The organism is Exilibacterium tricleocarpae (assembly GCF_007004655.1).
GTDB lineage: Bacteria > Pseudomonadota > Gammaproteobacteria > Pseudomonadales > Cellvibrionaceae > Exilibacterium > Exilibacterium tricleocarpae.
The window spans coordinates 1-22,379 of record NZ_ML660117.1 but is presented as its reverse complement, the minus strand read 5'-3'; the positions used below and the strand labels follow the sequence as shown (position 1 = coordinate 22,379).

20 protein-coding genes and 1 tRNA gene are annotated in these 22,379 nt (G+C 57.5%); 13 read left to right on the top strand and 8 right to left on the bottom strand.

Features of this window, described 5'->3' with window-relative positions:
• Window positions 1–42 precede the first annotated feature (42 nt).
• The 3 genes from FKG94_RS27300 to FKG94_RS27295 all read left to right on the top strand — a co-directional run bounded on the left by FKG94_RS27300 (window position 43) and on the right by FKG94_RS27295 (window position 2,500).
• Window positions 43–855 (top strand): helix-turn-helix transcriptional regulator, encoded by an 813-nt coding sequence (locus FKG94_RS27300; RefSeq protein ID WP_142930127.1) that lies wholly within the window; start codon window positions 43–45, stop codon window positions 853–855.
• Window positions 856–1,136: 281 nt separating this feature from the next.
• The gene (locus FKG94_RS29425) at window positions 1,137–1,265 is read left to right on the top strand and encodes a hypothetical protein (protein ID WP_281284286.1); all 129 of its coding nucleotides are present in this window, start codon (window positions 1,137–1,139) and stop codon (window positions 1,263–1,265) included.
• 503 nt (window positions 1,266–1,768) lie between these two features.
• A complete protein-coding gene (locus FKG94_RS27295; protein ID WP_142930126.1) occupies window positions 1,769–2,500 on the top strand; it encodes a hypothetical protein in 732 nt (243 codons plus the stop codon).
• Window positions 2,501–2,592: 92 nt separating this feature from the next.
• Here FKG94_RS27295 and FKG94_RS27290 read toward each other — a convergent pair whose 3' ends face one another.
• The 4 genes from FKG94_RS27290 to FKG94_RS27270 all read right to left on the bottom strand — a co-directional run bounded on the left by FKG94_RS27290 (window position 2,593) and on the right by FKG94_RS27270 (window position 8,353).
• Entirely contained in the window at window positions 2,593–5,388 is a 2,796-nt protein-coding gene (locus FKG94_RS27290) for a serine/threonine-protein kinase (RefSeq protein ID WP_142930125.1), read from the bottom strand.
• A gap of 17 nt (window positions 5,389–5,405) precedes the next feature.
• Complete coding sequence (locus FKG94_RS27285) at window positions 5,406–5,975, bottom strand: ECF-type sigma factor (protein WP_142930124.1); 570 nt, start codon at window positions 5,973–5,975, stop codon at window positions 5,406–5,408.
• Window positions 5,976–6,671: 696 nt separating this feature from the next.
• Window positions 6,672–7,025: a group I truncated hemoglobin gene (locus FKG94_RS27280; protein ID WP_142930123.1), complete on the bottom strand. Its 354-nt coding sequence runs from the start codon at window positions 7,023–7,025 to the stop codon at window positions 6,672–6,674.
• Window positions 7,026–7,957: 932 nt separating this feature from the next.
• Window positions 7,958–8,353, bottom strand: a complete 396-nt coding sequence (locus FKG94_RS27270) for a PA2817 family protein (RefSeq protein ID WP_142930122.1) — start codon at window positions 8,351–8,353, stop codon at window positions 7,958–7,960.
• Between the two features lie 185 nt (window positions 8,354–8,538).
• On the opposite strand from FKG94_RS27270, the gene FKG94_RS27265 reads away from it, so the two are divergent.
• The 3 genes from FKG94_RS27265 to queF all read left to right on the top strand — a co-directional run bounded on the left by FKG94_RS27265 (window position 8,539) and on the right by queF (window position 11,206).
• On the top strand, window positions 8,539–9,507 hold the full coding sequence (locus FKG94_RS27265) for an ABC transporter ATP-binding protein (protein ID WP_142930121.1): 969 nt from the start codon (window positions 8,539–8,541) through the stop codon (window positions 9,505–9,507).
• Complete coding sequence (locus tag FKG94_RS27260) at window positions 9,504–10,277, top strand: ABC transporter permease (protein WP_142930120.1); 774 nt, start codon at window positions 9,504–9,506, stop codon at window positions 10,275–10,277. The genes FKG94_RS27265 and FKG94_RS27260 overlap by 4 nt, the downstream gene beginning before the upstream one ends.
• 98 nt (window positions 10,278–10,375) lie before the next feature.
• Window positions 10,376–11,206 (top strand): NADPH-dependent 7-cyano-7-deazaguanine reductase QueF, encoded by an 831-nt coding sequence (gene queF / locus FKG94_RS27255; RefSeq protein WP_142930119.1) that lies wholly within the window; start codon window positions 10,376–10,378, stop codon window positions 11,204–11,206.
• A gap of 20 nt (window positions 11,207–11,226) precedes the next feature.
• Here the strand turns inward: queF and FKG94_RS27250 are convergent, their stop codons facing one another.
• Complete coding sequence (locus tag FKG94_RS27250; protein ID WP_142930118.1) at window positions 11,227–12,609, bottom strand: adenylate/guanylate cyclase domain-containing protein; 1,383 nt, start codon at window positions 12,607–12,609, stop codon at window positions 11,227–11,229.
• Window positions 12,610–12,767: 158 nt separating this feature from the next.
• Window positions 12,768–13,505, bottom strand: a complete 738-nt coding sequence (locus FKG94_RS27245; protein ID WP_142930117.1) for a hypothetical protein — start codon at window positions 13,503–13,505, stop codon at window positions 12,768–12,770.
• Between the two features lie 272 nt (window positions 13,506–13,777).
• Here FKG94_RS27245 and FKG94_RS27240 point away from each other — a divergent pair, with 272 nt between their 5' ends.
• From FKG94_RS27240 to trxA, 5 genes are all read left to right on the top strand, one after another.
• Complete coding sequence (locus tag FKG94_RS27240) at window positions 13,778–14,347, top strand: nitroreductase family protein (protein ID WP_246125443.1); 570 nt, start codon at window positions 13,778–13,780, stop codon at window positions 14,345–14,347.
• A 197-nt stretch (window positions 14,348–14,544) separates the two neighbouring features.
• A tRNA-Ser gene (locus FKG94_RS27235) sits at window positions 14,545–14,632 on the top strand.
• A gap of 295 nt (window positions 14,633–14,927) precedes the next feature.
• Window positions 14,928–16,040 (top strand): substrate-binding domain-containing protein, encoded by a 1,113-nt coding sequence (locus tag FKG94_RS27230; protein ID WP_142930116.1) that lies wholly within the window; start codon window positions 14,928–14,930, stop codon window positions 16,038–16,040.
• Window positions 16,041–16,077: 37 nt separating this feature from the next.
• Window positions 16,078–17,748, top strand: a complete 1,671-nt coding sequence (locus FKG94_RS27225; RefSeq protein ID WP_179957836.1) for a GGDEF domain-containing protein — start codon at window positions 16,078–16,080, stop codon at window positions 17,746–17,748.
• Between the two features lie 78 nt (window positions 17,749–17,826).
• Window positions 17,827–18,681 (top strand): thioredoxin, encoded by an 855-nt coding sequence (gene trxA, locus FKG94_RS27220; RefSeq protein ID WP_142930114.1) that lies wholly within the window; start codon window positions 17,827–17,829, stop codon window positions 18,679–18,681.
• Window positions 18,682–18,794: 113 nt separating this feature from the next.
• Here trxA and FKG94_RS27215 read toward each other — a convergent pair whose 3' ends face one another.
• The gene (locus FKG94_RS27215) at window positions 18,795–19,457 is read right to left on the bottom strand and encodes a glutathione S-transferase family protein (protein ID WP_142930113.1); all 663 of its coding nucleotides are present in this window, start codon (window positions 19,455–19,457) and stop codon (window positions 18,795–18,797) included.
• A gap of 136 nt (window positions 19,458–19,593) precedes the next feature.
• Between FKG94_RS27215 and FKG94_RS27210 the strand changes: the two genes are divergently transcribed.
• Both FKG94_RS27210 and FKG94_RS27205 read left to right on the top strand, forming a co-directional pair.
• Window positions 19,594–20,220, top strand: coding sequence for a TetR/AcrR family transcriptional regulator (locus tag FKG94_RS27210; RefSeq protein WP_142930112.1), 627 nt, complete (start codon window positions 19,594–19,596; stop codon window positions 20,218–20,220).
• Window positions 20,198–20,686: a hypothetical protein gene (locus FKG94_RS27205; RefSeq protein ID WP_142930111.1), complete on the top strand. Its 489-nt coding sequence runs from the start codon at window positions 20,198–20,200 to the stop codon at window positions 20,684–20,686. The genes FKG94_RS27210 and FKG94_RS27205 overlap by 23 nt, the downstream gene beginning before the upstream one ends.
• Here the strand turns inward: FKG94_RS27205 and FKG94_RS27200 are convergent.
• The gene (locus FKG94_RS27200) at window positions 20,656–21,999 is read right to left on the bottom strand and encodes a thrombospondin type 3 repeat-containing protein (RefSeq protein ID WP_142930110.1); all 1,344 of its coding nucleotides are present in this window, start codon (window positions 21,997–21,999) and stop codon (window positions 20,656–20,658) included. The genes FKG94_RS27205 and FKG94_RS27200 overlap by 31 nt on opposite strands.
• Window positions 22,000–22,379: the final 380 nt, after the last annotated feature.

Sequence of the window (22,379 nt, the reverse complement as noted above, 5' to 3'; positions counted from 1 at the left end):
TGACCGACCCTCTGGTCTGGTTTAATGGGGTGACCCAGCCTGATGTCTGATAATAACGAAACTGACGACCAGCCGTTCTCACAACGAAAATTAGAACGCAGCTTTTCTCGCAGTCTCAGTCGCTATAAAACGGCCGCAGCGTTTGCCGCCGGTGTTACGCGCATTATCAAGCGCCTGGGTTACTCAGACTACTCCTTTATAGGGCTGTCCAGCGCTGACAATCCCAGCGGCAGGACCGCCCTGATCTCGAGGATTTTGCTGACAAGCTACGGAGGACAGGCCGGTCAATGCGGCTCGGTAATGTTCCAGGCTGTTGCCGACAGTTTACGCAATCGCCATCTATCCATGCTGTATCTTTTTATAGCCAGCCTCCGTGTAGACAACGAATTGACGGGTGCCGGCAAAGAGCGGTATTTGATGATTGCCGACGCGGGGGGGGCACGCTACTACCTGGCACCCTGTGGTGTGCCGGCGCTCAGAGGTCGGGTTTCGGTTGACCTGTGTGGGAATGCGGGTCGGGACGTCGAGAAAACAACGCCGCAGATAAACGAGCTGCACCCACTGGATATACTCGCCGGAGTCGTAGAGGCGGCTGCCAAGGAGACGCTTCCGGCTATTTTGCGTGACGCGGAAAATTCGGGTAGACGCAAGCTGACGGCCCGACCAAAGCGCTTGCTCAATACGATAGCACACCGGGATGTGAGCCTGCGGGAGGCGGCCGATATCTTGTGCCTGAGTACGAATACTGTCGACAAGCATATGGCGGCGGCTAAGTCGGCTTTGGGCACCAAGACCATTGCCGGAACATTGTGGTCGGCGGCGAAGCAAGGCGTGATTGAGGATGAGTCCTGTTAGCGGCGTTGTGGTACCCCTCACGGCGTCGTATCGGCATTTTCTCAATGCTTTGATAATACCTAACAAGCCGGTGCTGAACTCCGAGGGTGTGCTCGACCGCTGGGTGCGGTGCTTGAATCCTTTGCGGCGCAGGTCAATGAAATCTTCGCCGATACGGCAGTGCCCGCCTGCTCCCCGGCCGCTACCGCGCAGGCTACCGCTGCCCTGGTGCAGGGCGACCGCTGGACGACCATCCCCTGGCTCGCTACCTGGTGCGCTTGTATATCGAACAGGGGCAGGGCATGCTAAGCGCGCTGAGTGCCGGGGAGCTTGCGCAGTGGCTCGATCCTGAGGGGGATGTGGACGGCGATGGTGTGAGCAATGCCGATGAGTTAGTGAACTATGCGGATGAATTGGAGGCGCCGCTCTGAATGCCAGGGTAGGCATTGGGCTGTCGATACCGGATTGGTGAATAATGCATACGCGGAGCTGGCAGCATTTTACTTTATTTGTTCGTGCGATACGTCATAGTTGCGACGGTATGAGGGAGGATGCAAGAGGGTGCCTTTAGTGACTTATGAATTATTTTTGCACCAGGTGTCCTGTTTTCTCTCTCGATTCTGTTAAAAGCGTGACGTGCGGAATTTGCACGAAACTTTTTTGGGGGATTATTATTTTGATGAGATATTATTCGCTACATCTACCGTTATTACATTTTTCACTACGTTTTTTTAGTGTGCTGGCCATCAGTATGGGGTTGCTTTCAGCTCTTGCCTGGGCCGCAAAGGGCCCGGGAGATATCAAAAGTGTGGATAGCTGCCCGGCGGGTTACCGCGCCTCTCATTGGCCTGAGCTTGACGATGTTTGTATTGCCCAAGCCGTTACGAGTCCGGTATATCCCGCTGACGGCGCAGGTGAATGTTGGGGCAACCTCGTGCGCCCACGAGGCACGAATTTCTGTGTCGGCGCAGATTCAATACGTATCAATATTGATCCGGATACTCATAAATACCTTTTAGATGCCAGTTTTGGCGAGTGCAAAAGCGGTTATGATGAGACAGAGGACGGGCGTTTTTGTATTGCGCAGCATCTGACGCTCGCCCTGACCGAGGGAGAAAACGGGGAGAAAAAAGCACAACTTCGCCTGCCTTCTTTTACATGCGGGGCCGATGATCGGCGCCTGCCGGGAGCCACAAACTGCACGCCGAGGCCGCCCAGGTTGAGCTGGTCCGCCAATGCGCTGGCCTGTGCCCCGGGCTCTCTCAGGGCGGTTGGTTTGCCCGAACAGTGTATGACGTTTGCGCTGGCAAAGGCGATATCGACCGACAGCCCCATTTTGCCTGTGTCCATGGCACCTTGTCCCGAGGGCACCAAGCGCTATGTCAGCGGCGGTATGTGTTTTCCGAAAAATGTTATGCACTTCTGTACGCCCGATCCTGCTCTACCGAGTAAAGTCATCGCCGTGGTTACTGACGATGGGCTGGACAGTTGTCCAATCACGCGCAATGCCTCGGTGGTACCCTATCCCTCGACAGATGGCTTGGGCGTCAACAAGTTAGTGCAGGCAGTCGCCTGTAATGTATACAAAGGTGGGCCGCAAGGTGCCGGGCATGTCAACCTCTCTTGTCCGGAGCCGGTGGTCATTGATGATGTGGTGTCACCCTAGGTCGGATCGTCCATAGGCCGGCTCGGGTGATGTCCCGGCCGGCATCGGTGTCGCACAGGGCAGTGGCGCCGCAGGCGGGGAGCTGCGGCGCCTTATCTGGCGAGTGTTGAAAGTGTGGTGCGACCGAGAGTAAGCAGTTGCTTGCGCGTCCCATAGTTGAACAGAGGGTTTTGATTCAAGACTGCCAAGCCCTGCGTCAGGTGCCGTTCGGCCTCACTTTTGTCTCCCTTGATACTGGTTGCCAGCCCCAACAGCACCTGAGTTTCGGCGATCATACTGTGCTGTGACGGGTAGCGTGCCGAGCGCAATTCCAGGGCCGATCTTAGCAGTTGCTCCGCCGCATTATGATCGTTCAGCTCCAGGAGTACCTGGGCGTATCCCACCTGGGCCAATGTAAAACGTATATTGCCGGCCGGCATAATGCGCAAGGCTTCCTCGTACACCGTCCGTGCTTTCTGCAGTTGCCCCTGTGCCAGCGCTAAAGAGGCTATTTGACACAAGGCTCTGCCGATGATTTCGCCGCTTTCTGTATGTTGTCGAAATAGCTCTATCATCTTGGTGTAATGGCGGTCCGCTTCCAGATGGTGGCCACCGTCCTGCAATACGGCCCCGAGCCACAGATGGTTATCGGCCTGTACCAGTGGCGCCGGTTGAGCGGACTCGGCCTGTAGATCGACGGTGTTGCGCAAATAGCGCTCCGCATCTGCCAACTCCCCTCGTCGATAAGCCAAAACCCCCAGTGTTTTCAAGCTGTAAGTAATGTACAGGTGGCGCTTGTCGAGAATTTTCTCCTGCATTTTTAAGGCTTGCTCGGCGAGCGCCTGTGCCTCATCAAAAACCTCCATGTCGGTGAGCATGGTGGCAAAGTTCCTTACATAGAGGCTGTAGTAGGAGTGCTCCTCGCCCAATACGGCCCGATGAATACCGATGGCTCGCCTCATATTTTCCCGGGCGGCGGTGAAGTCGCCGCGAAAATGCTGAATCACAGCCAGATCATTCAGGGCTGAGGCCAGCTCCTCGTGCTGACCGTTGTCAATCGGTTCCAGAATCGCAATGGCTCGCTGGAGGTGTTTGATAGCGCTTTCGTAATTGCCCTGTTCGTAAAACAAGTAGCCGTAAAGGGAGAGTGTCTCCGCATATTCGACGCTTTCGGTTTCTCGTGAATGATGGTATATGGATAGACTTTCCTCCAGTAAGGCTTTGGCTTCCGTACCACGGCCTGCATATTGATAGGAAAACGCCAGTTGGGTGAGTGTGGTGGCGAGCCCGAGGCTTTCAGGTCCTTCCAGTTCACGTCGTCGTTGCAATGCTTCCTCAAGCAGCCTGGTACTGTCCGCCAGATTGCCCTGACTGAAATAGATTTCGCCGATCAGTGTCAGCATATATGCCTGGACTTCGGGGATATTATTCAGCTCTGTGACAATTCTGTCCTGCCCCTGGTCCAGCAGGGCCTTGGCGGTGATGGTCTCCAAACCGGCTACATTGGGGTCTGCCGCCTTAAAGATATTGACCAGAAAATCCGATACCCGCTGCGACTTGTTCTGCTCTATCTGGCTTTTTTCCAGTGCCATGCGAATCTCATTGGCTTGATAAGTCATTGTCGTGGCATAGGTGCCGAGCAGGGCGAAGAATACCGAGACCACCGAAACCGGGCGCCAGTGGCGGCGCAGATATTTCTTACTTTGATAGGCCAGGCTTTGCTTCTGGGCCGTGACGGGGCGGTTGTCGAAGTAGGCAATGATATCGGCCCTTAACGCTTCCACCGATGGGTAGCGCTCATCGGGCAGATGCTTGAGCATCTTCAGAACGATGGCATCCAAGTCGCCCTCAAGTTTCTTGCGTCGCTTTTTGGGTTCTGCAAAACAAAGCTGTCTCGCTGGCTTATCTCCGGTTTTCGACGTATAGATATCGGGGCTGGTTATCGCGACACTTGGCGGACTCGGTTCTTCCTCGCAAATCATCCGGATCAATTCGGCCAGCGACTTGGCCCGATCCTGGTACGGTTGTCTGCCGCTCAGCAGATAGTAAGTCACCAAACCCAATTGATAAATGTCAGTAGCAATGGTGATATTGCCGTTTTGCAACTGCTCCGGCGCGGCGCAACCCGGCGTCAAGAGCTGCTCGCCGGTTCGGGTCAGGTTCGTATCCTGTTGGGTGTCTAAGAGTTTCGCAATGCCAAAGTCAAGTAGTTTTATGTGGCCTTGTTCTGTCACAAAAATATTGGAAGATTTAATATCCCGGTGCACAATCAGGTGCTTGTGAGCAAAACTGATCACATCTGCCACGCGCAGCAAGAGTCGCAGGGTATCGTCGACATCCAGTTCCCGCCGATCGCAGTAGCGGTCCAGCGGCTCCCCGGCAACATACTCCATAACGAAGTACGGGTGACCCTCTTCGGTCAGACCACCGTCGTAGAGCTGGGCGATGCTGGGATGTGTCAACGAAGCCAGCAGTTGCTGCTCCTGCTTGAAGCGGTCCAGTGCCATATCGCTTTTATGTCCGCTCCACAACAGTTTGATGGCGACTTGCTGTTCGAACTCTCCCTGCCTCCGCTCGGCGCGATACACCACTCCCATGCCGCCGCGACCTATTTCTTCGCACAGGTGATAAGGGCCGATATGCATATCGTCGAAATTGGGTTGCGCTGCCGGTGGGTGGGTGTAGTCCAAATATTCCTGCAGCAAAGGCTGGGCGAAGTCGGCGGCGGGCTGCTCTATATAGTCCGGGGCGTTTTGTTCCGCATCCAGTAGCGCCTTGACTTCACTGAACAAGTCTTCATCTCCTGCGCACAGCGAGCGCAAATACTCGGTCTGGTTTTCGACAGGTTGATCGAGAACGCGATCGAGCACCGATTCGATGGTCTTCCATCTTTCTTTTGATAGTGTCATGGTTATACGGGCCGCTGTTACGCAGGTTGCCTGAGCACCCGTACCAGCAGGGCCTTCGCCTTTTTCCAGTTGCGTCGCACCGTGCGCTCGTTAACGCCGAATACTTCCGAAATCTCCGTTTCGGTCATACCGGCAAAAAAGCGCAATTCTATAATTTGGGCAAGCTTGTCATCGAGCGCGCGTACTTCTTCCAGAGCTTCGCTCACCGCAATTAACTCTTCGGCGTTGCGATGTGATTGCATCAGCGTTTCGTTGTAGGTGACCTGAAACCAATCGCCGCCGCGTTTCTGTGCCTGCTTTTGCTCGGCGTAGTTAATGATGATTTGCCGCATTGCAGTGGCGGCAAGAGCGAAAAAGTGTGCTTTGTCTTTTACCTCGAGCTGCTGCGGCCTGATCAGCTTCAGATAAGCTTCATTGACCAGGGCGGTGGTGGAGATAGTGTCGACCGACCAGCTGCCTTGTAGTTGTTTGCGGGCAATCTGTTTTAGTTCTTGGTAAACCGCCGCATAGACTTTTCCCAGTGCTTCGTTTCGGTCCTTGCCACTGGTTTTTAACAGGGCTGTAATGTCATCCGTCGATGTAGACATATGGAGACTCTGTCGTTGTGTGTTTATGTCGTTATGGGTTTATAGGGCGCTATAAACACGAAACTGAAATGCCATACCTACAACATGACACTTGAACGTTCGTTTGTAGTCGCGATTCGGAATAAGAGTCGCAGGTTAAATGCATGTTGGTTATTTGTCTATACTCGAGGTCTATAGTTTACGGGCATTTTAAGGATGTATCACCGCCGTTTATCAATTTTGTCGAGTGTATACAGTGTCATCGGGTATCTTTGCTGCGGGTGGATTTTTTGTTAAACAGTAATGAATAAACAAATAAAGAGAGGCGCGCCACGGATACTTCACCGATTAGGGCATCGCAAGCGCTTTGCTTATTGACAAAGCTTCCCTGGTAGTAGAATAAGATGTCGCTGCGGCGGACTTTCTTGAACGAAAATTTATTTTTGATGGCCAGGCGCAGTCGGTGGCAAACGTTTTCGTCGTCGGTCCAGGTTTTTGTCGGTTAGATGGGTACCAGATACATGCTACGATAGTTGGCGGGACTATTTTGGTAGTGGTGTAGGAGGTTGAGCGGCGGGCCGGCGGAAAAACCGGTTGGCCCGCAGATTTTTAAAGTATTTTGGCCGAAAACGCGTCCCTGACTTGTGTTTGGTTTGCAGCGGGTCCTTTGCGCGCAAAACCACGGTGAAGTGCGGTCGGTCTTGTTGTGTGACTGCCTTAGCGGTTTAAAACATGGGGTCTGACACTCTTTACGATTGCCATCACTTCACCTTTTTCCCGCTCGCCCGCATCGACTTCCTCGAGCGTTGCCTGCAGGCACTCGCTGACGGCGTCAAAATGCATATCGCTCAGGTCCAGATGCTTGTGCGCTTCTCTGAGGTCTTTGCCTGTGTAGTTATTGGGTCCGCCAAAAGCGAGCGTCAGGAACGCTTTTTGTTTCTCGAGTTGTCTTTCCATATCGGTATTGTCGAAAAGATGGCATATGCGCGTATCGACCAGGACTTTTTCGTAAAACTTTTCAACCACGGCTTTGATGGCGGGCTCTCCACCCAGTTTTTCATAGAGTGACATTATGTGTCTCCGTTTTTTTAAAGGCTGGGGCTGGAATACCGGCCTCCGTTCGTTTATACAGGAATGCCCCGGATCTCAGGACACAGATGGCGGCGGAGGTCAGGCTCTTGCGAGTTTTCAATGCACTATAGCGAACCCATTGATTGTTGAAAACAGCGTTTCCGGGTGCTGGCGTAAAGTCGCAACTACTAACTACTACTAGGCAGAAAGGCGAAAAGTGGAAAAGGGGGACACTGCGGTTTGGGGTCGTGCGGTTTGGGGTCGGGGGGGGGGTGGTTTTGTGAGGCTGGGTGTTGGGTGTATAGAAAAAGACACACCCCCACCCTTTCTATTATCGCACCCCGACCCCTTGGGATGCAAGCACCCCGACCCCTTGGGATGCAAGCACCCCGACCCCTTGGGATGCAAGCACCCCGACCCCTTGGGATGCAAGCACCCCGACCCCTTGGGATGCAAGCACCCCGACCCCTTGGGATGGGACCACTCCCCACCAACGAAGCCACCATCGTAAATTCACTTCGTTGCTTAGAAAGTGAAGTCGGAGTCAAGTGGTATAGGTGCCATTGTTGGTGAACGTGGAACCCCTCGAGGGGGTCGGAGTGCTTGAATTTAGACCAGAAAAAGCCTGGTCAAAATTCAAGCACTCCGACCCCGCACCGTGCGACCCCGCACCGTGCGACCCCGCACCGTGCGACCCCGCACCGTGCGACCCCGCACCGTGCGACCCCGCACCGTGCGACCCCGCACCGTGCGACCCCGCACCGTGCCGCGACCCCGCACCGTGCCGACCCCGCACCATGCCGCCGGGAGAGGCGGCGGTAGCGCCATTACCGCCGTTCCGTTTACTCTCTTTGCCCCTTTCTCCGACCGGTATGGCAGCGTTAACACATTGAAATACAAAGAGTAAAGCATTGTCGCCAGGCTGCGGTTGACTAGTGCAAACCAAACAACCGGGCTCTCTCCTCGGCGTAGTTGAACGGCTGGTCGCTGTCCTCAGCGGCGGCCCGGCGCTCATCCAGTGTCTGGTATTTTTGTATTTCCTCATCGGGCATGAAGTGCAAGCAATCTCCCCCGAAGAACCAGAATAAATCCCGTGGAACAAGTGGGGTTATATGGGGATAGCCGGCGACGATCCGACAAATCAGCCATTGGCCCTCATAGAGGTAATCCGGGGTGCCTGGCGAAAATTTAAGCAGCTCGGTAGCCCGTTGGATAAATTCGCTGTCCTCAGTGCTGTTGCTGCCCTGCAAGAACGGCGGTTGCTGCTGCAGGGCGGTCACCAGGGTTTCCAGGAGTTGTCGATGATGGAGTTGATAGGATGTCGTCATGACAGAGTGCCGAGCGGGGGATTAGTGGTGGCTATTGTATGCGAGTGTCGAGGTGGTTGCATTATTGGTCCCGGCGGGGTTGAATAGGGCCCCCGCGGCAGGCGGTCCGGTTATTGGGGGCCTGCTGGCAGCACCTGATTGCGGGATCGTAGTTTTTTTAGGACCTTATTGATCGTGACAGCTCTATGACGACATCGGCATTAACCATTTCGAATCTGCGCAAGACCTATGCCGGTACTTCGGGCCCGGGCTTTGAAGCCCTTAAAGGGATCAGCCTCGAGGTTGAGCCGGGCGACTTCTTCGCCCTGCTCGGCCCCAACGGCGCCGGTAAATCAACCACCATCGGTGTTATCTGCTCCCTGGTTAAAAAAACCAGTGGCGCGGTAAGTATCTTCGGCAAAGACATCGACAGGGATCAATCCGGCGCGAAACAGCAGCTCGGGGTGGTCCCGCAGGAGTTTAACTTCAACCAATTTGAACGGGTGCAGGATATTGTCATCAATCAGGCCGGTTACTACGGTCTGCCACGGGAGTTGGCCGGGCAGCGGGCGGAGAAATACCTGAAACAGCTCGGGTTGTGGGAAAAGCGCGCCGATGCCGCCCGCATGTTGTCCGGTGGTATGAAACGGCGGCTGATGATCGCCCGGGCGCTGGTGCACGAGCCGCGGCTGTTGATCCTCGACGAACCTACCGCCGGTGTCGATATCGAGCTGCGGCGCTCGATGTGGGCGTTCTTACAGGAAATCAACGCCAGTGGCACCACCATTATTCTGACCACCCACTATCTGGAAGAGGCCGAGAGCCTGTGCCGGAATGTGGCGATCATCGACCGCGGGCAGATTGTGGAGAACACCAGCGTCAAATCTCTGCTTAAAACATTGAATCGCGAAACCTTTATTCTCGACACGCGCGAGCCCATCGCCAGTTGTCCTAAGGTGGCGGGGTATGAAACGGTGGTGGTCGATGATCACTGTCTCGAGGTGGAAGTCGATAAAGGGCAGTCACTCAACGAATTGTTTGCCGGTCTGTCGTCTATCGATATTCATGTGATCAGTATGCGCAACAAAGCCAATCGGTTAGAGGAATTGTTCGTCAATCTTATCGACCAACACCAGGCGACGGCCGCGACTGAGAGTAAGCGGGTGATGTCGTGAATCTATCAGCACAATGGGTGGCATTCAGTACCATCATTCGCAAGGAAGTCCACCGTTTTATGCGTATCTGGATGCAAACGCTGCTGCCGCCGGCGATCACCATGTCGCTGTATTTTGTGATTTTCGGCTCCCTGATCGGCTCGCGCATCGGCAGTATGGATGGCTTCAGTTACATGGAGTTTGTGGTGCCGGGCCTGATCATGATGTCGGTTATCACCAACTCCTATTCCAACGTGGTCTCATCGTTTTACAGTGCCAAGTTTCAACGCAGTGTTGAGGAAATACTGGTTTCTCCCACCCCCAACTATGTGATTTTGCTGGGGTATGTCTGCGGCGGCGTGGCGCGGGGTATGACCGTGGGGCTGATTGTTACCTGTATGTCATTGTTTTTTACGGATTTGCAGATTTACAGCTTGCCGATTGTTATCTCGGTGGTACTGTTGACCTCGGTGCTGTTTTCCCTGGCCGGTTTTGTTAATGCCGTGTACGCCAATTCTTTTGATGACATATCCATTGTTCCGACCTTTGTATTGACGCCGCTGACCTATTTGGGAGGCGTTTTTTACTCGATCTCCCTGTTGTCGGAATTCTGGCGTGGTGTGTCGATGTTGAATCCGGTGTTGTATATGGTCAATGCCTTCCGTTACGGTATCCTCGGCATCTCCGATATTGATGTGACCTTTGCGTTTGTCGGGGTCGCGATTGTCGTGGTCATTTTGTTCAGCTACAGCCTGCATTTGCTGGACAGTGGTAAACGTCTGCGGGCCTGAAACAGCCGTTGGTCCGGGTTTACAGGCGCTCTTTTCAAAAAAAGTGTAAAACGTAGGTCCTCACCACACCCACTTGGCAATGGACGAGACAGTTTGTTATGGCTGATGATTTGCTTTCGAGTAAGCTGGGCAAGCAGACCGATTATGTGACCCAGTACACACCGTCGTTGTTGTTCCCCATAACGCGGCAGGAATCCAGAAAACTGCTGGGTATCGAGGGCGACCCCCTGCCTTTTGTCGGCATGGATATATGGACAGCCTATGAGATGTCCTGGCTCGATAAAAAAGGCAAGCCCCAGGTAGCGATCGGCGAGTTTCGGATTCCCTGCCAGAGTCCGTCCATTATTGAATCCAAATCCTTTAAGCTCTACCTGAACTCGCTCAATCAGACCCGGTTCGATTCCGTCAGGGATGTGATCAGCACGCTGGAGAGCGATCTTTCGGTGGCGGCGGGCGCCCCCGTTATCGTCCAGGTCACGCCGCTGGCGCAGGCATTGCAGCGCGGTCTCGGGCACTACACGGGTGAAAACCTGGACCAACTCGATGTCGAGGTGCAGGACTACCAGCCCAACCCCGAACTGCTGAGGTGCGATCGGCCCGACTATTTTGTTCACGAGTCCCTCAACAGCGACCTGCTGAAAACCAATTGTCCGGTCACCGGGCAGCCTGACTGGGCCAGCATCTATATCGAATACCAGGGCGCCGCCATCGATCGCGAGGGTTTACTGAAATACATTATTTCTTTTCGCTCGCAGCAGGATTTTCACGAACACTGTGTGGAGCGCATCTTCATGGATATTTCTGCTCGCTGCCAACCGCAGAAACTCACGGTTTATGCACGTTATACCCGGCGCGGCGGGGTGGATATCAATCCCTATCGCAGCAACGAGAGCGGTGAACCGGAGGATTTTCGCCTGGTCAGGCAGTAGGGCCGCCATTCGGACCGATCCTAAGTAATGACTTTTTCCCGCAGTTTGTCGGCGGCGGTCTCCAGTGATTCGATGACTCTCTCCTTGTCGTAATTGCGCACCTTCTCCAGATCGAGGTGGAGGTTAAAGCCCTCCGCGTTGTCCTCGAAATAACTCTGCTCCTTGCCCAGGTCTTTGCGGAAATCGGCCACCTGGTAAACCTTAACCGGGTAGCTAAAGCCCTTCACCAGAATATTGCCTTTATCGCGGCACATAATCACGTCCTTCACCAGCGACCAGGTTTCGTAGGAAATCAGTATCTCCCCCGGCTCCGCCGCGGATTCCAGACGGCTGGCCAGATTGACGTGGGTACCGAGCACGGTGTAGTCCAGGTGGTGGTTGGTACCGAAGGTGCCGACAGTGCAGTAGCCGGTATTGATGCCCATGCGAATGCGCAAGGGCTTGCCGACGCCCTGGTTGTACCACTGTTGTTGCAGCACCTTCATGCGCTTTTTCATAGCGATGGCCATCGCCAGGCAGTCCAGCGCATCGGCTTTTACGCCCTTGTTGGAGCCGTCGCCGAAGGTAATCATAATGGCATCGCCGATAAATTTGTCGATTGTACCGCCATGATGGGTGGCGATCTTTGCCATTTCGGTGAGGTAGGTATTGAGGATATCCGTAAGGGTTTCGGCTTCCAGCTCTTCAGATAAACGACTGAAACCTTTGATATCGGAGAAAAACACCGTGAGGCGTTTGCGGCAGGTTTTCAGTGCCTTGTCGTCGCCTTTGTTGACGGCGTTCCAGACCGGCGGTGGCAGGTAGCGCGACAGCTTGTAGGCCCGCAATTTATATTTGTGCTGCTCGTTTTGCAGTTGTTGGTTTTGGCGGCTGAGGGCGGTGGTGCGTTCGAACAGGAACAGACCGTAGGTAACAAAATAGATCACCGCCCCGGTCAGACTGACGGCGTTGAATTCCCACTGCCAGGCCAACGGCCAGGCCGGAGGTTGGATCAATACGCCCGCCCCGGCGCCGACTGCCAGGCCTAACGTATCTCGCGCCCAGCGTCGCATACCGCCGTTTAGCAGCGCGTGAAACTGCAGGCAGATGACCAGCAGGATGCAGGGCAGGGGGCTGAACGCGGTTGCTGCCAGCGCCGCACCGATCAAGCCTGCATCGGCGCTTCCCATCCAGGCTTTCAGTTTTTCGATCCGCTCGCCGGCGACGTTTTTTTCCGCCAGCAACGTGGCTACTGTGTAAACTACCATCAGCACACACAGGGCGGCGGCGCCGGCGTTGAGTTGGGCCCAACTCAGGGCCTCGGCCAGGGCACCGGCGCCGGTGAGGATGAGTATCACGCGAAAGTAAAGTGGCGATACAACTCGGGTGCTTTTTTTATGCTTACCTGACGATTCGTTATCCATGCATGAGAACTGGCAAAAAGTTAGTATATCAACGACTTTGTTTTTTTGAATAAGACGGGTCGGCTGTCGGCGGCGACCCGGCTCGGGGTCCGATTCTCTCATTGTTGGACAATCGGTCAAAATGGGTATTAGACGCGTTTTTGCAATTTTTGTCCATGTTACAGGCCCTTATCCGATGTGCATGACCGCTTGCACAGTGCCACATACGCTGCTTCAAGGTCGGTCTGCTGTTGCTGTAAAGAGCGCAACTGCGCCTGTGTTTTCTCCGTCCCGGCGATATCGGCGCTACTGCCGCCGCCCGGTGTCTTTGGGTCTGGTTGCAACGCGGTTTGTTGCTTCAGGGTCACTAAGGCCTGCAGCATCGCCTCACTCGCGGCGGTAAACCGCTTAACCATGGCCATGACAGTTGCCATGCGCTCGATTTCCTGGCCGCCGCCCGCTTTTAAGATGCCGGTGTTGGGCGCTGTTGTGTAGAACTGAATAAGCTGTTGCAGTTTGGTTTCCAGCACCGGCCAACTCGGTGCCGTGTTTGCGCTTGAATGCAGGGCTTCTTTTTCGGCAATCAGGAAGGCGTGACGCAGGGCCGCTATCTGGCGCGGCAGCGGTGTTTCGGGATTCAGGTCGAGGGCGATATCCTGATCGGCATTGAGCCCCCGGTGGTAGTGCCGGGTCAGTGACAACTGTTCGTCAATGGTCTGCCGATAGCTGCCGGGCAGGGGGTGTTGTGGGGCGGAATCAGTCGCGCGCAAGTCGTCTGTCAGTTGCTTTACTTGCTGTTGCAGGGAGGCGGTCATCTGTTTGAGATTACGGGCGCGTACCAGCAGTAAAACGCACGCGGCCGCGAGCAGAAGAAAAACCTCTACCACCGTAAATACAACGACGTTGGACACCTGCATAGTGTGGAACTCTCACTCTGTTCCGGTTGTGGCTGCCACTGTGGTGTGACCAGAAACCCCGGTAATTCCAGGGTATTTTCCACTGTATTTCGAGTATGGTCTAAATGTGCGACAGATGCGAATATAGGTTGATCGAAAAAGTAAACGCCCCTATGATCCGGCGCGATCGGGCTTTTATGCTATTGATAATGGGCTGCTGGAGGAGATGCGTCCGGCATTTCAGTGTCCGGTCGATGGCATTCGAACGGTAACCGAAAGATGGGGGTGGTGTTATGACGATGGATGCCTTGACGGCATTGCAACAACGGGTTTCGAGTCCGCGGCTGACCGCCCCGGCACCCCGGGGACAAGCGCTTGAGGCTATTTTTGCAGCCGCCTTGCGGGCGGCGGATCACGCCAATATGCGTCCCTGGCGGTTTTTGGTGATCGAAGGGGAGGCCCGGCATGCGCTCGGGCGGTTGTTTGTGGCGGCGCTGGAGGCCGACAACCCCGCCGTTGAGGCGGCGCAGAAGCAGCGGGTGGCAGATAAACCCCTGCGCGCGCCCATGGTACTGGTGGCGGTAGCGCGGTGCCGGCCCCATCCGAAGGTGCCGGAATTGGAGCAACTGCTGTCGGCCGGCGCTGCTGTCCAGAATATGATCAATGCGGCCTATGCCCAGGGTGTGGGTGCCTATTGGCGCACCGGCTCCATGGCTTATGACCCACTGGTGGCTCAGGGCCTGGGTCTGGAGGAGGGCGACAAGATCGTCGGCTTTGTTTATCTGGGTACACCCGTGGGCACACAGCGGCCGTTACCCGATTTGGCGGTAACCGACTTTTTCAGCCACTGGGGCGACCCCTGAGATCAGGGGCCTCGCGAAACCCGGCCTCCAGGGGAGTGCCCGCCGCCGGGCGTTGCGTTTGCCCCACCACTTGTGTACAGTTAGCGCCGCTTTCGCGGGGCCCATTTAATCGATCGATACCTGGTGCCGGCGCCTGACGCTTTGGCGGTAATGAAAATGTCAGCGGCAACCGCGATAGCAGTCGTACAGAACAAGCTGGTGAGGTGTCCGAGTGGTCGAAGGAGCACGCCTGGAAAGTGTGTAAGTCGAAAGGCTTCGAGGGTTCGAATCCCTCCCTCACCGCCATATTCTTTCCCCGTATTGTGACAGCTGTCGTGCAATATCGGTTGTGGCGCAGCGCCGGCCTGTCGTCCGGTCCAATATCCGTTTGACATTTCTTTGAACCCACCTGTCGATCCGTTTCGGGTGGCGTCGGTGTCGTGCCGGTCGCCATGGGGCTGTGGCAAAAACTGCGGCGGGAGATTCGTCCTGCAGTTGAGCCTATATGCATCGCCGGGCGTTGTGTTGATGGTCAAACGCAGCACTTCGTGCTTAACTTCAGGTGAAGGCGGTCGGCGCCATGGATAAACGCACTGTCTAGATGACACCATTAAAGATAACAACGCGTATTCTCTACAGGGTCCTGTTGACTATCGGCCTTGTTGCCTCCCCCTACGCGCCGGCGGAGACGGCGCCATTGTCCCGCGCAGACCTCGTCGATGCCCGCCAGATCGACAGGCAGTGGCGCGGGCCGCGCAGCGGTCCCGCCGCCGCCCCGGGCAAGCGTATCCTCTACCTGGCGCAGGATTTTCGCAACGGCGGTATCCTGGGCGTGGCCGAGGGGGTCAGGGAGGCGGTCAAAGCCATCGGCTGGCAGCTGGATGTTGTCGATTTACACGGGGCCGATCTGGCGGACGTTGACACCTGTCGCCGGCTGCTGTCGTTGCAGCCGGATGGTTTAGTGACGGCCGGTGTCGATGCCCGCAGCAACCTGTCCTGCCTCAGGCAATTTCAGCGTTTGCAGATTCCCGTTGTCGGCTGGCACGTGGGTCCCGATCCCGGCCCTATCAGCGGCACCCCCGTGGCCATGAATGTGACCACCGACAATCTGGCGGTGGCCCGCCTGGCGGCGTCGGTGGTTGTCAACAGCACACCGGGGCAGCCCACCGGCGTGGTGATTTTTACCGATGGCAGATTTGACATCGCCCGGCGCAAAGCCGACCTGCTGGCCGCCATCATTCGCCGGTGCGAGCACTGCGACTTGCTGGCGGTGGAGGATATATCGCTGGCGGAGATCGCCTTTGCCGGGCGCGCGGTGGCCGATGACCTGCTGCGCCGCTTTGGCCGGCGCTGGACCCACTCCCTCGCCATCAACGACCTTTACTACGATGCCATCGCGCCGGTGCTGGCCCTGAAAGGCGGTGCCCGCGACCAGATTCAGAACGTCTCGGCCGGCGACGGCAGCCGCTCTGCCTATTTGCGCATTCGCCTGAACAGCTTCCAGGTTGCGACCATACCCGAGCCGCTGTGGTTGCAGGGGTGGATTCTGGTCGATGAACTGAACCGGCTGTTTGCCGGCGAGTCGCCGGACGGATATACCCTGCCGGTTTACCTGGTGGACCGCGCCAACATCGATCGACATGGCGGTGAGCGCAATGTGTTTGATCCCGACGTCAACTACCGGCGGGTTTTTCGTGAAATATGGAACCGCTAGCCAAAAAGGACATCGATTCAACGTGTTTGGCCACAGTTTGAGAACCCGAATTGCGCTGGCACTGTTGTCCCTGGTGCTGGTGGTTTTGCTGAATAGCGCCCTGGCGTGGTTTTTCCACGCGCGCTACGCTGCGGCGACTGAGGAATTGTTCAGCCGTGACCTGGTCCGTATCGACTATGCCAATGCGCTCCTGGTCGAGGCAGAGCGGCTCGAAACCACCGGGGTTCGCCTGCTGCGCACGGTCCAATTTGCCACGCTCGAGGAATTGTTCGACCGCCTGGTGGCCCATGTCGAGCGGCTGAATCAGACCACCTTTGAGCTGGTTCGCGGTGAGCCCTCGGTCGACAGTATCAGACTCTACCGCGCCACCCAGAATGTGCTGGCCAGCGCGAACCTGGTGTTTCAATTGCGCTCCTCCCACCTCGGGGCCGAGCGCCGCGGGGTAGAGCCGACAGCGTCCGACTCGGCGGCGTTGACAGATATGTACCGGCAGATGTTGGCGGACTTGCGCGAACTCACCGGGTTGACCACGGCGGTCCAGGAATACATTTATAGCCAAAGCCGCTACAAATTTGAGCGCGTCGCCCGCCAACACCGGGTCTGGGTTTGGATCAGTTGGATACTCGCTGCCGGGGCGCTGCTGCTGGCGCTGATAGGGGGCTGGTGGTATACGGGGCGGCGGGTCATCGAGCGGCTGGCAGTTATTCGTGCGGCGCTGACTGCGAACCCGGCCGCTGGCGGCAACTGTGAATTGCCGGTACATGGTCGGGATGAAATCGCCGCCCTGGCGCGGTCTGCCGAGGAGGCGCTGCAGGCATCGAATCAACTGGCGCAGCAGGGAGACCAGTTGCGGGATTTTGCCCGCTCCGCCGCCGATTGGTTCTGGGAGTTCAACCGGGAATACTGCTTCACGCATTTATCGCCGGCGTTTTTCGAGGTGACCGGACTGGCGCCGGAGACGGTGATCGGTCGCTCCATCAACAGCCTGTTCAAAGATACCCGGGTTGCCGTGCCGGCCGCCGTGTTGCGCAAAGCCCGGCGCTATGTGCTCAGGCGCAACGCCTTTCGCGACCTGCTGATGGAATATCGCCAGCGTGAGGACAGCGTGCGTTTCTACCGCCTCACCGGTGTGCCGCGCTGGCGTGACAACGGCGATTTCGCCGGCTTCCGCGGCACTGCCATCGATGTCACCGAAGAAATCCTGGCACGGCGCCGGCTCGAGGTCGAGGCGGTTACCGACCCGCTGACCGGTGTCCACAATCGCCGCCGGTTTATGGAACTGTGCGCGCAGGAGTTTGCGCGCTGGTTGAGAAGCCCACGGCCGCTGTGCCTGGCCATTTTGGAGATCGATCACCTCAAGGCCATCAACGACCAATACGGCTATTTGGAGAGGGACGCGACCCTGATAAAGTTTGCCAGTGTCGCGCGCGATATGGTGCGCCAGGCGGATATCTTCGGGCGCCTCGGCGGGGAGGAGTTCGGGCTGTTGATACCCGATACCGACTTGGTGGCCGCCGAGGTCTTCTTGCAGCGCATTCGCAGCGCCGCCCGCAGCATCGACCAGTTGCCCAGTCCGCCACTGGCGCTGAATATTGGTGTGGTGGAAATCAACGGCGGCGACACCAGTGTGCAGGCGCTGCTGAGGCGCGCCGATAACGCCCTGCGCCAGGCCAAAAAACCGGATCACAACCGCGCCGGTAACCCCTGACCGGCCGCCACTTGCAATTTTCCCGTTGACCCCAATTAATAGAGCAACGTAGTGCCCGCCGGTCAGTGGAGTGAATGCATGAGTTCCAATATTGTTGAAATAACCCAGGAAAACGCCCAGCAAGTCCTGATTGACGGATCGCACCAGCAGTTGGTGATGGTGGATTTTTGGGCGGACTGGTGCGCACCCTGCAAATCGCTGATGCCGGTGCTGGAGAAGCTGGCAGGTGAATATCAGGACCAACTGGTGCTGGCGAAAGTCAATGCCGATGAGCAGCAGATGCTGGCCGCCCAGTTCGGGGTGCGCAGCCTGCCCACGGTGATGCTGCTGAAGGATGGCCAGCCGGTGGACGGCTTTATGGGCGCGCAGCCGGAGTCGGCAGTGCGGGAAATGTTGGAAAAGTATTTACCCAATGCCTGGGACCTGGCGTTGGCGCAGGCCCGCACCTTGATGGCTGAGACACAGTTCGGCACGGCCTTGCCGCTGCTCAAACAGGCGCTGGAAGACTCCGGGCAACAGGCCGATATCGCGCTTGCCTATGCCGAATGTTTATTGGAGCTGAATCGCTGTGAAGAGGCGCAAGCCGTGCTCGATACCATCAAGCTCGCCGATCAGGACGCCCAGTACCAGCAGCTGAAAGCGCAACTGACTCTCAAGCAGGAAGCGTCCCGATCGCCGGAAGTCGAGGCGCTGGAGCAGCAGTTCAAAGAAGACCCGGAAAATCTTGAACTGGCCTATCAATTGGGAGTGCAATACAGCCAAAACGGTCACCAGCGCGAAGCGCTGGAGACGCTGCTGGCGATCCTGCGCAAAAATATCGGCTTTAAGGATGGGGCCGCCAGGACGGCTTATATGGACATACTTGCCACCCTGGGCAAAGGGGACCCGCTGGCGGTGGAGTACCAGCGCAAGGTTTATACACTGCTTTATTGATGCCGTGCCCGGGGCTGAGAGCTTGGCTGGTCACCGCGCCTGGCGGCGCCGTTGACACCGGGCTTACGGCGCTGCTGGTGGGTGGCGCGATACAGCGTCGTATCCAGGCGGCACTATACCAGCATTTTGCGGGCGCCTTTGACAAAGGTCTCTGTATCCACATCGATTTTGCCGGGTATTTCAATCCCCTTGATGGCCGCCGGCCGCGCTGCGATAGCGTCAATCCAGCGCTGCAGGTGGGGCAGGTCGTCCACCGCCACCCCCGACCAGGCGTAGGTGCGCACCCAACACCAGTTGGCGATATCGGCGATGCTGTAGTCGCCGGCCAGGTACTCATTGTGTTCCAGGCGGGTATTGAGCACCTCAAACAGTCGCCTTGACTCTTTTTGATAGCGGTCGATGGCCGCCTGAATTTTTTCCGGGAAGTAGCGGTAGAACACATTCGCCTGGCCCATCATCGGGCCCACTCCGCCCATCTGAAACATCAGCCACTGCGTCACCTGCGAGCGCCCCTTGGCGTCGGCCGGCAGCAGCCGTCCGGTTTTTTCCGCCAGGTAGAGCAAAATGGCGCCGGACTCAAACACGGCGAAGTCGCCGTTGTCCCGATCGACAATGGTGGGAATGCGGCCGTTGGGGTTCAGCGCCAGATACTGGGGTGACTTCTGCTCGCCGTCACTGAGACTGACCGGAATCACCGTGTAAGGGACTTGCAGTTCCTCCAAAGTCACAGAGGCTTTCCAGCCATTAGGCGTGGGGGATGTGTAAAGATCGATCATAGTGAATATCCTCTGGGCGCGGCGGCTTGGATTTGGCACCGGAACGACCGGTTAGTTATCATAGGGTTATCCAACCGATTGGTCAAATACGCGCTATAATGCCACACCCAGCCACGGGTCACCGGAGATACCAGCCATGCCCCGCCCGATTGCCTTCGAGCCGGAGGAGAAACTACACACTGCCATGCTGCTGTTTTGGCGCAAGGGCTATGCCGCCACCTCACTGGCCGATCTGGTGGCGGGGCTGGGGATCAACCGATTCAGTATCTACAACACCTTTGGTGACAAGAGGACACTATTCCAACAGGCTCTGCAGCGCTATCGCCGGCAGGTGTTCGAGGCCTCCATCGAGCCGTTGCAGGCGCCCGCCCGGGGGCTGGTTTGTCTGCGCGACTACCTCGATACTCTGGGCGAGCGGCTGTTGACGCCCGGTTTTGGGGAGCTGGGCTGCCTGCTCCAGAACACAGCGCTGGAGGGCGGCGCGGTGGACGCTCTGGCGCGGGACTATGTGCGTGAGACCCTCGGGCAGTTGCAGGCCGGCCTGGCGGCGGTACTGGCGGCGGCGCGGGAGCGGGGCCAACTGCCAGCCGATTACGATATCGATGCCGGCGCGGCCTTTTTGCTGGCCCAGGTGCAGGGTATGGTTATGGCGAGAAAAGTGGTTGGCGCCGAAGCCATGCAACAGGCGCGGGCATTTATGCTGTGGCAAATAGACTGCTGGGAAGCGGCGGGGAGGTGCAATGGCAGCGAATCCGAGGCCTAGCGGGTTGTGGCTGGCGCTAGTGCTGGCTGGTATTGCCGCTCTGACTGTGGTGCTGTTGGTGGGTCGAGTCGACCGGGGCGATCGTCACCCGGGTGCCGCGCCGGCGTCCGCCACAGCCACTGGTATAGTTGCGTCGCAGCCGCCGGCCACCGAAGCGGGGTCACCTGGCGCCGCGCAGCCGCCGGCGCCGGACGCCGGCGTATCGACACCAGCCACCGCTGGTGCAGTGATGCCGGCACCTCCGGCGGCAACCGGCGATCATGCGCCGGTAGATCATGCGCCGGTAAAAAAAATCAGCGATATCCTCACCCACAGTCACGCGGGCCTGGTTGCGGAACCGGTTGCCGGCGGCGGTGAGAAGGTCAATTTACGGGGGCGTTTCGGCGGTGCGCCGGTGGCCCGGCGCCAGCCCGACGGCGGTCTGGTTATCGAGCACTACAAACCCGCTGCGCCGCCGGAGGAGTAGCGCTCCAGGTTATCCGGCACACCGTCGCCATCCGTATCGGCCTTGATGGGATCGGTGTTGTAGCGGTGCAGCTCGGTGGCGTCGTCGATCTGGTCGCCGTCGCTGTCCGCCCGGTTGGCGGCGGTACCGAAGCCCAGTTCCTGGGCATTGCTGAGCGTGTCGCCATCGCCGTCCTGATCGGCATCGGCAACCCGCGGGTTGGTACCGTTCAGGACTTCCCACTCGTTGCTGAGGCCGTCGCCGTCCTGGTCGGCGTCCCGCAGGGGCCAGGCCATATCCAACATCGAGCCGATATCCAGCGCCGAAAGCAGCCGCACACCCAACTGCGGCGTGTTGGGCTCCATCAGTTCCTCAGGTGCCAGGGTCCCGGCCCAATGACTTAGAGACGAGCCCTCGTCCAACGTAGCGGGGGTGAACATGGGGACTGCCGTCACCGCGCCGGCGCTGACGGCGCCGAAATCCAGGGTGTCGATGCCGGCGCTGACCGCGGCGCCGCCCCAGACGGTCTGCGAGGTAATTGCGGCCTGGCGCTGGCTGTTGCTGAGCGCGCTGTAGGGGACAAAACCGGCATCGCGCAAATTATCGGTAAAGGTGTCGTTGAAGCCGTTCAAGAGCCCGCCCGTATTGATATCGATCAGGGAGATAAAACCGAGTCCGTGTCCGAGTTCGTGCAGTACGATATGCAGCAGGTCGATCTGGTTGAAGCCGGCATTGCGGTCGAAACCGTAGTAGAAATTCGCGCCGCCCAGACAGCCGGGGGTGCCCAGGCTGCCGTTAAAAACCGCCTCGATGTCCCGTTCATCGGGGCCCAGGTCGACACCGGCCAGGGTGTTGGCCAGGGCCGATACATACCAGGTGTCGTTTTTGGGGGCGCCGCGGAAATTGCGGAACACCGACACCGGGCTGGCCACGCCCACCACGGCGGATGTGTTGTCGCATTCGAGGGCCTCGAAGCTGATATCGAGGGCGACATCGACGCGGATATCCAGCACCGCGGCCCAGATACGGGTCGCTTCGCTGATCACCGCCAGGCGTTGCGCGCCGACGCTGTCGGCCGTGTTGCCGCCGACCGGTGCGGCGGGTGTGGGGTCGTTAAAGCCGGTGCCGGGGGCATCGGATACAGTCACACTAAAGCCGTCGGGGAAGCCGGCCAGGCCGCTGGCGCTGCCATTGCTGTTGGTGTCGTTGTCACTGCCGCCACCGCCACCCCCGCCGCAGGCGCTCACCAGCAGGCACAAACCGAGCAGCGTCAGCCCCTGCCGGCAGTAAGAGCGGGAACCGGCGGTGTTGACTGTCTGTTTGGATGGGGGCATAAGCTCGCAGGTGCTCAAGACGGTGGTTTAGTCACTATCGATAATTGTAGGATACCGAGACGCTTTGTTGGTTCATCCAATCCACGAAAATGGTTCGCGCCGGGGAATGCCGTGCAGTTTCGTACCTTGGCTACGGGTGGCACCACTTGCGGTGGCAAGGTGTGGGGACAGGTTTTACCTGTCCCCTTAGAATGGTGCCACTGCCCTTTCTTGAGGCACCTCTTCCAGCGGGAGGAAGATCGGTAGGTAGGATCGGAGTAAGCGGATAGTGGTGCCTTCGTTCACTGGGAGTGGTCCCTCTTGAAGGGGTCGGGGTGCTTGAATTTTAAAAACAAAAAACCCGGGTAAAAAAAAAAAAAACCAACCCCCCAACCCAAAAA

Bases quoted from the DNA above. Each gene is read 5' to 3' on its own strand.
- FKG94_RS27200 (WP_142930110.1), bottom strand. From the start codon at position 21,999: ATGCCCCCATCCAAACAGACAGTCAACACCGCCGGTTCCCGCTCTTAC.
- FKG94_RS27280 (WP_142930123.1), bottom strand. From the start codon at position 7,025: ATGTCACTCTATGAAAAACTGGGTGGAGAGCCCGCCATCAAAGCCGTG.
- FKG94_RS27285 (WP_142930124.1), bottom strand. From the start codon at position 5,975: ATGTCTACATCGACGGATGACATTACAGCCCTGTTAAAAACCAGTGGC.
- queF (WP_142930119.1), top strand. From the start codon at position 10,376: ATGGCTGATGATTTGCTTTCGAGTAAGCTGGGCAAGCAGACCGATTAT.
- FKG94_RS27230 (WP_142930116.1), top strand. From the start codon at position 14,928: ATGACACCATTAAAGATAACAACGCGTATTCTCTACAGGGTCCTGTTG.
- FKG94_RS27205 (WP_142930111.1), top strand. From the start codon at position 20,198: ATGGCAGCGAATCCGAGGCCTAGCGGGTTGTGGCTGGCGCTAGTGCTG.
- FKG94_RS27300 (WP_142930127.1), top strand. From the start codon at position 43: ATGTCTGATAATAACGAAACTGACGACCAGCCGTTCTCACAACGAAAA.
- FKG94_RS27240 (WP_246125443.1), top strand. From the start codon at position 13,778: ATGACGATGGATGCCTTGACGGCATTGCAACAACGGGTTTCGAGTCCG.
- FKG94_RS27210 (WP_142930112.1), top strand. From the start codon at position 19,594: ATGCCCCGCCCGATTGCCTTCGAGCCGGAGGAGAAACTACACACTGCC.
- trxA (WP_142930114.1), top strand. From the start codon at position 17,827: ATGAGTTCCAATATTGTTGAAATAACCCAGGAAAACGCCCAGCAAGTC.
- FKG94_RS29425 (WP_281284286.1), top strand. From the start codon at position 1,137: ATGCTAAGCGCGCTGAGTGCCGGGGAGCTTGCGCAGTGGCTCGATCCT.
- FKG94_RS27290 (WP_142930125.1), bottom strand. From the start codon at position 5,388: ATGACACTATCAAAAGAAAGATGGAAGACCATCGAATCGGTGCTCGAT.
- FKG94_RS27250 (WP_142930118.1), bottom strand. From the start codon at position 12,609: ATGGATAACGAATCGTCAGGTAAGCATAAAAAAAGCACCCGAGTTGTA.
- FKG94_RS27215 (WP_142930113.1), bottom strand. From the start codon at position 19,457: ATGATCGATCTTTACACATCCCCCACGCCTAATGGCTGGAAAGCCTCT.
- FKG94_RS27245 (WP_142930117.1), bottom strand. From the start codon at position 13,505: ATGCAGGTGTCCAACGTCGTTGTATTTACGGTGGTAGAGGTTTTTCTT.
- FKG94_RS27270 (WP_142930122.1), bottom strand. From the start codon at position 8,353: ATGACGACATCCTATCAACTCCATCATCGACAACTCCTGGAAACCCTG.
- FKG94_RS27265 (WP_142930121.1), top strand. From the start codon at position 8,539: ATGACGACATCGGCATTAACCATTTCGAATCTGCGCAAGACCTATGCC.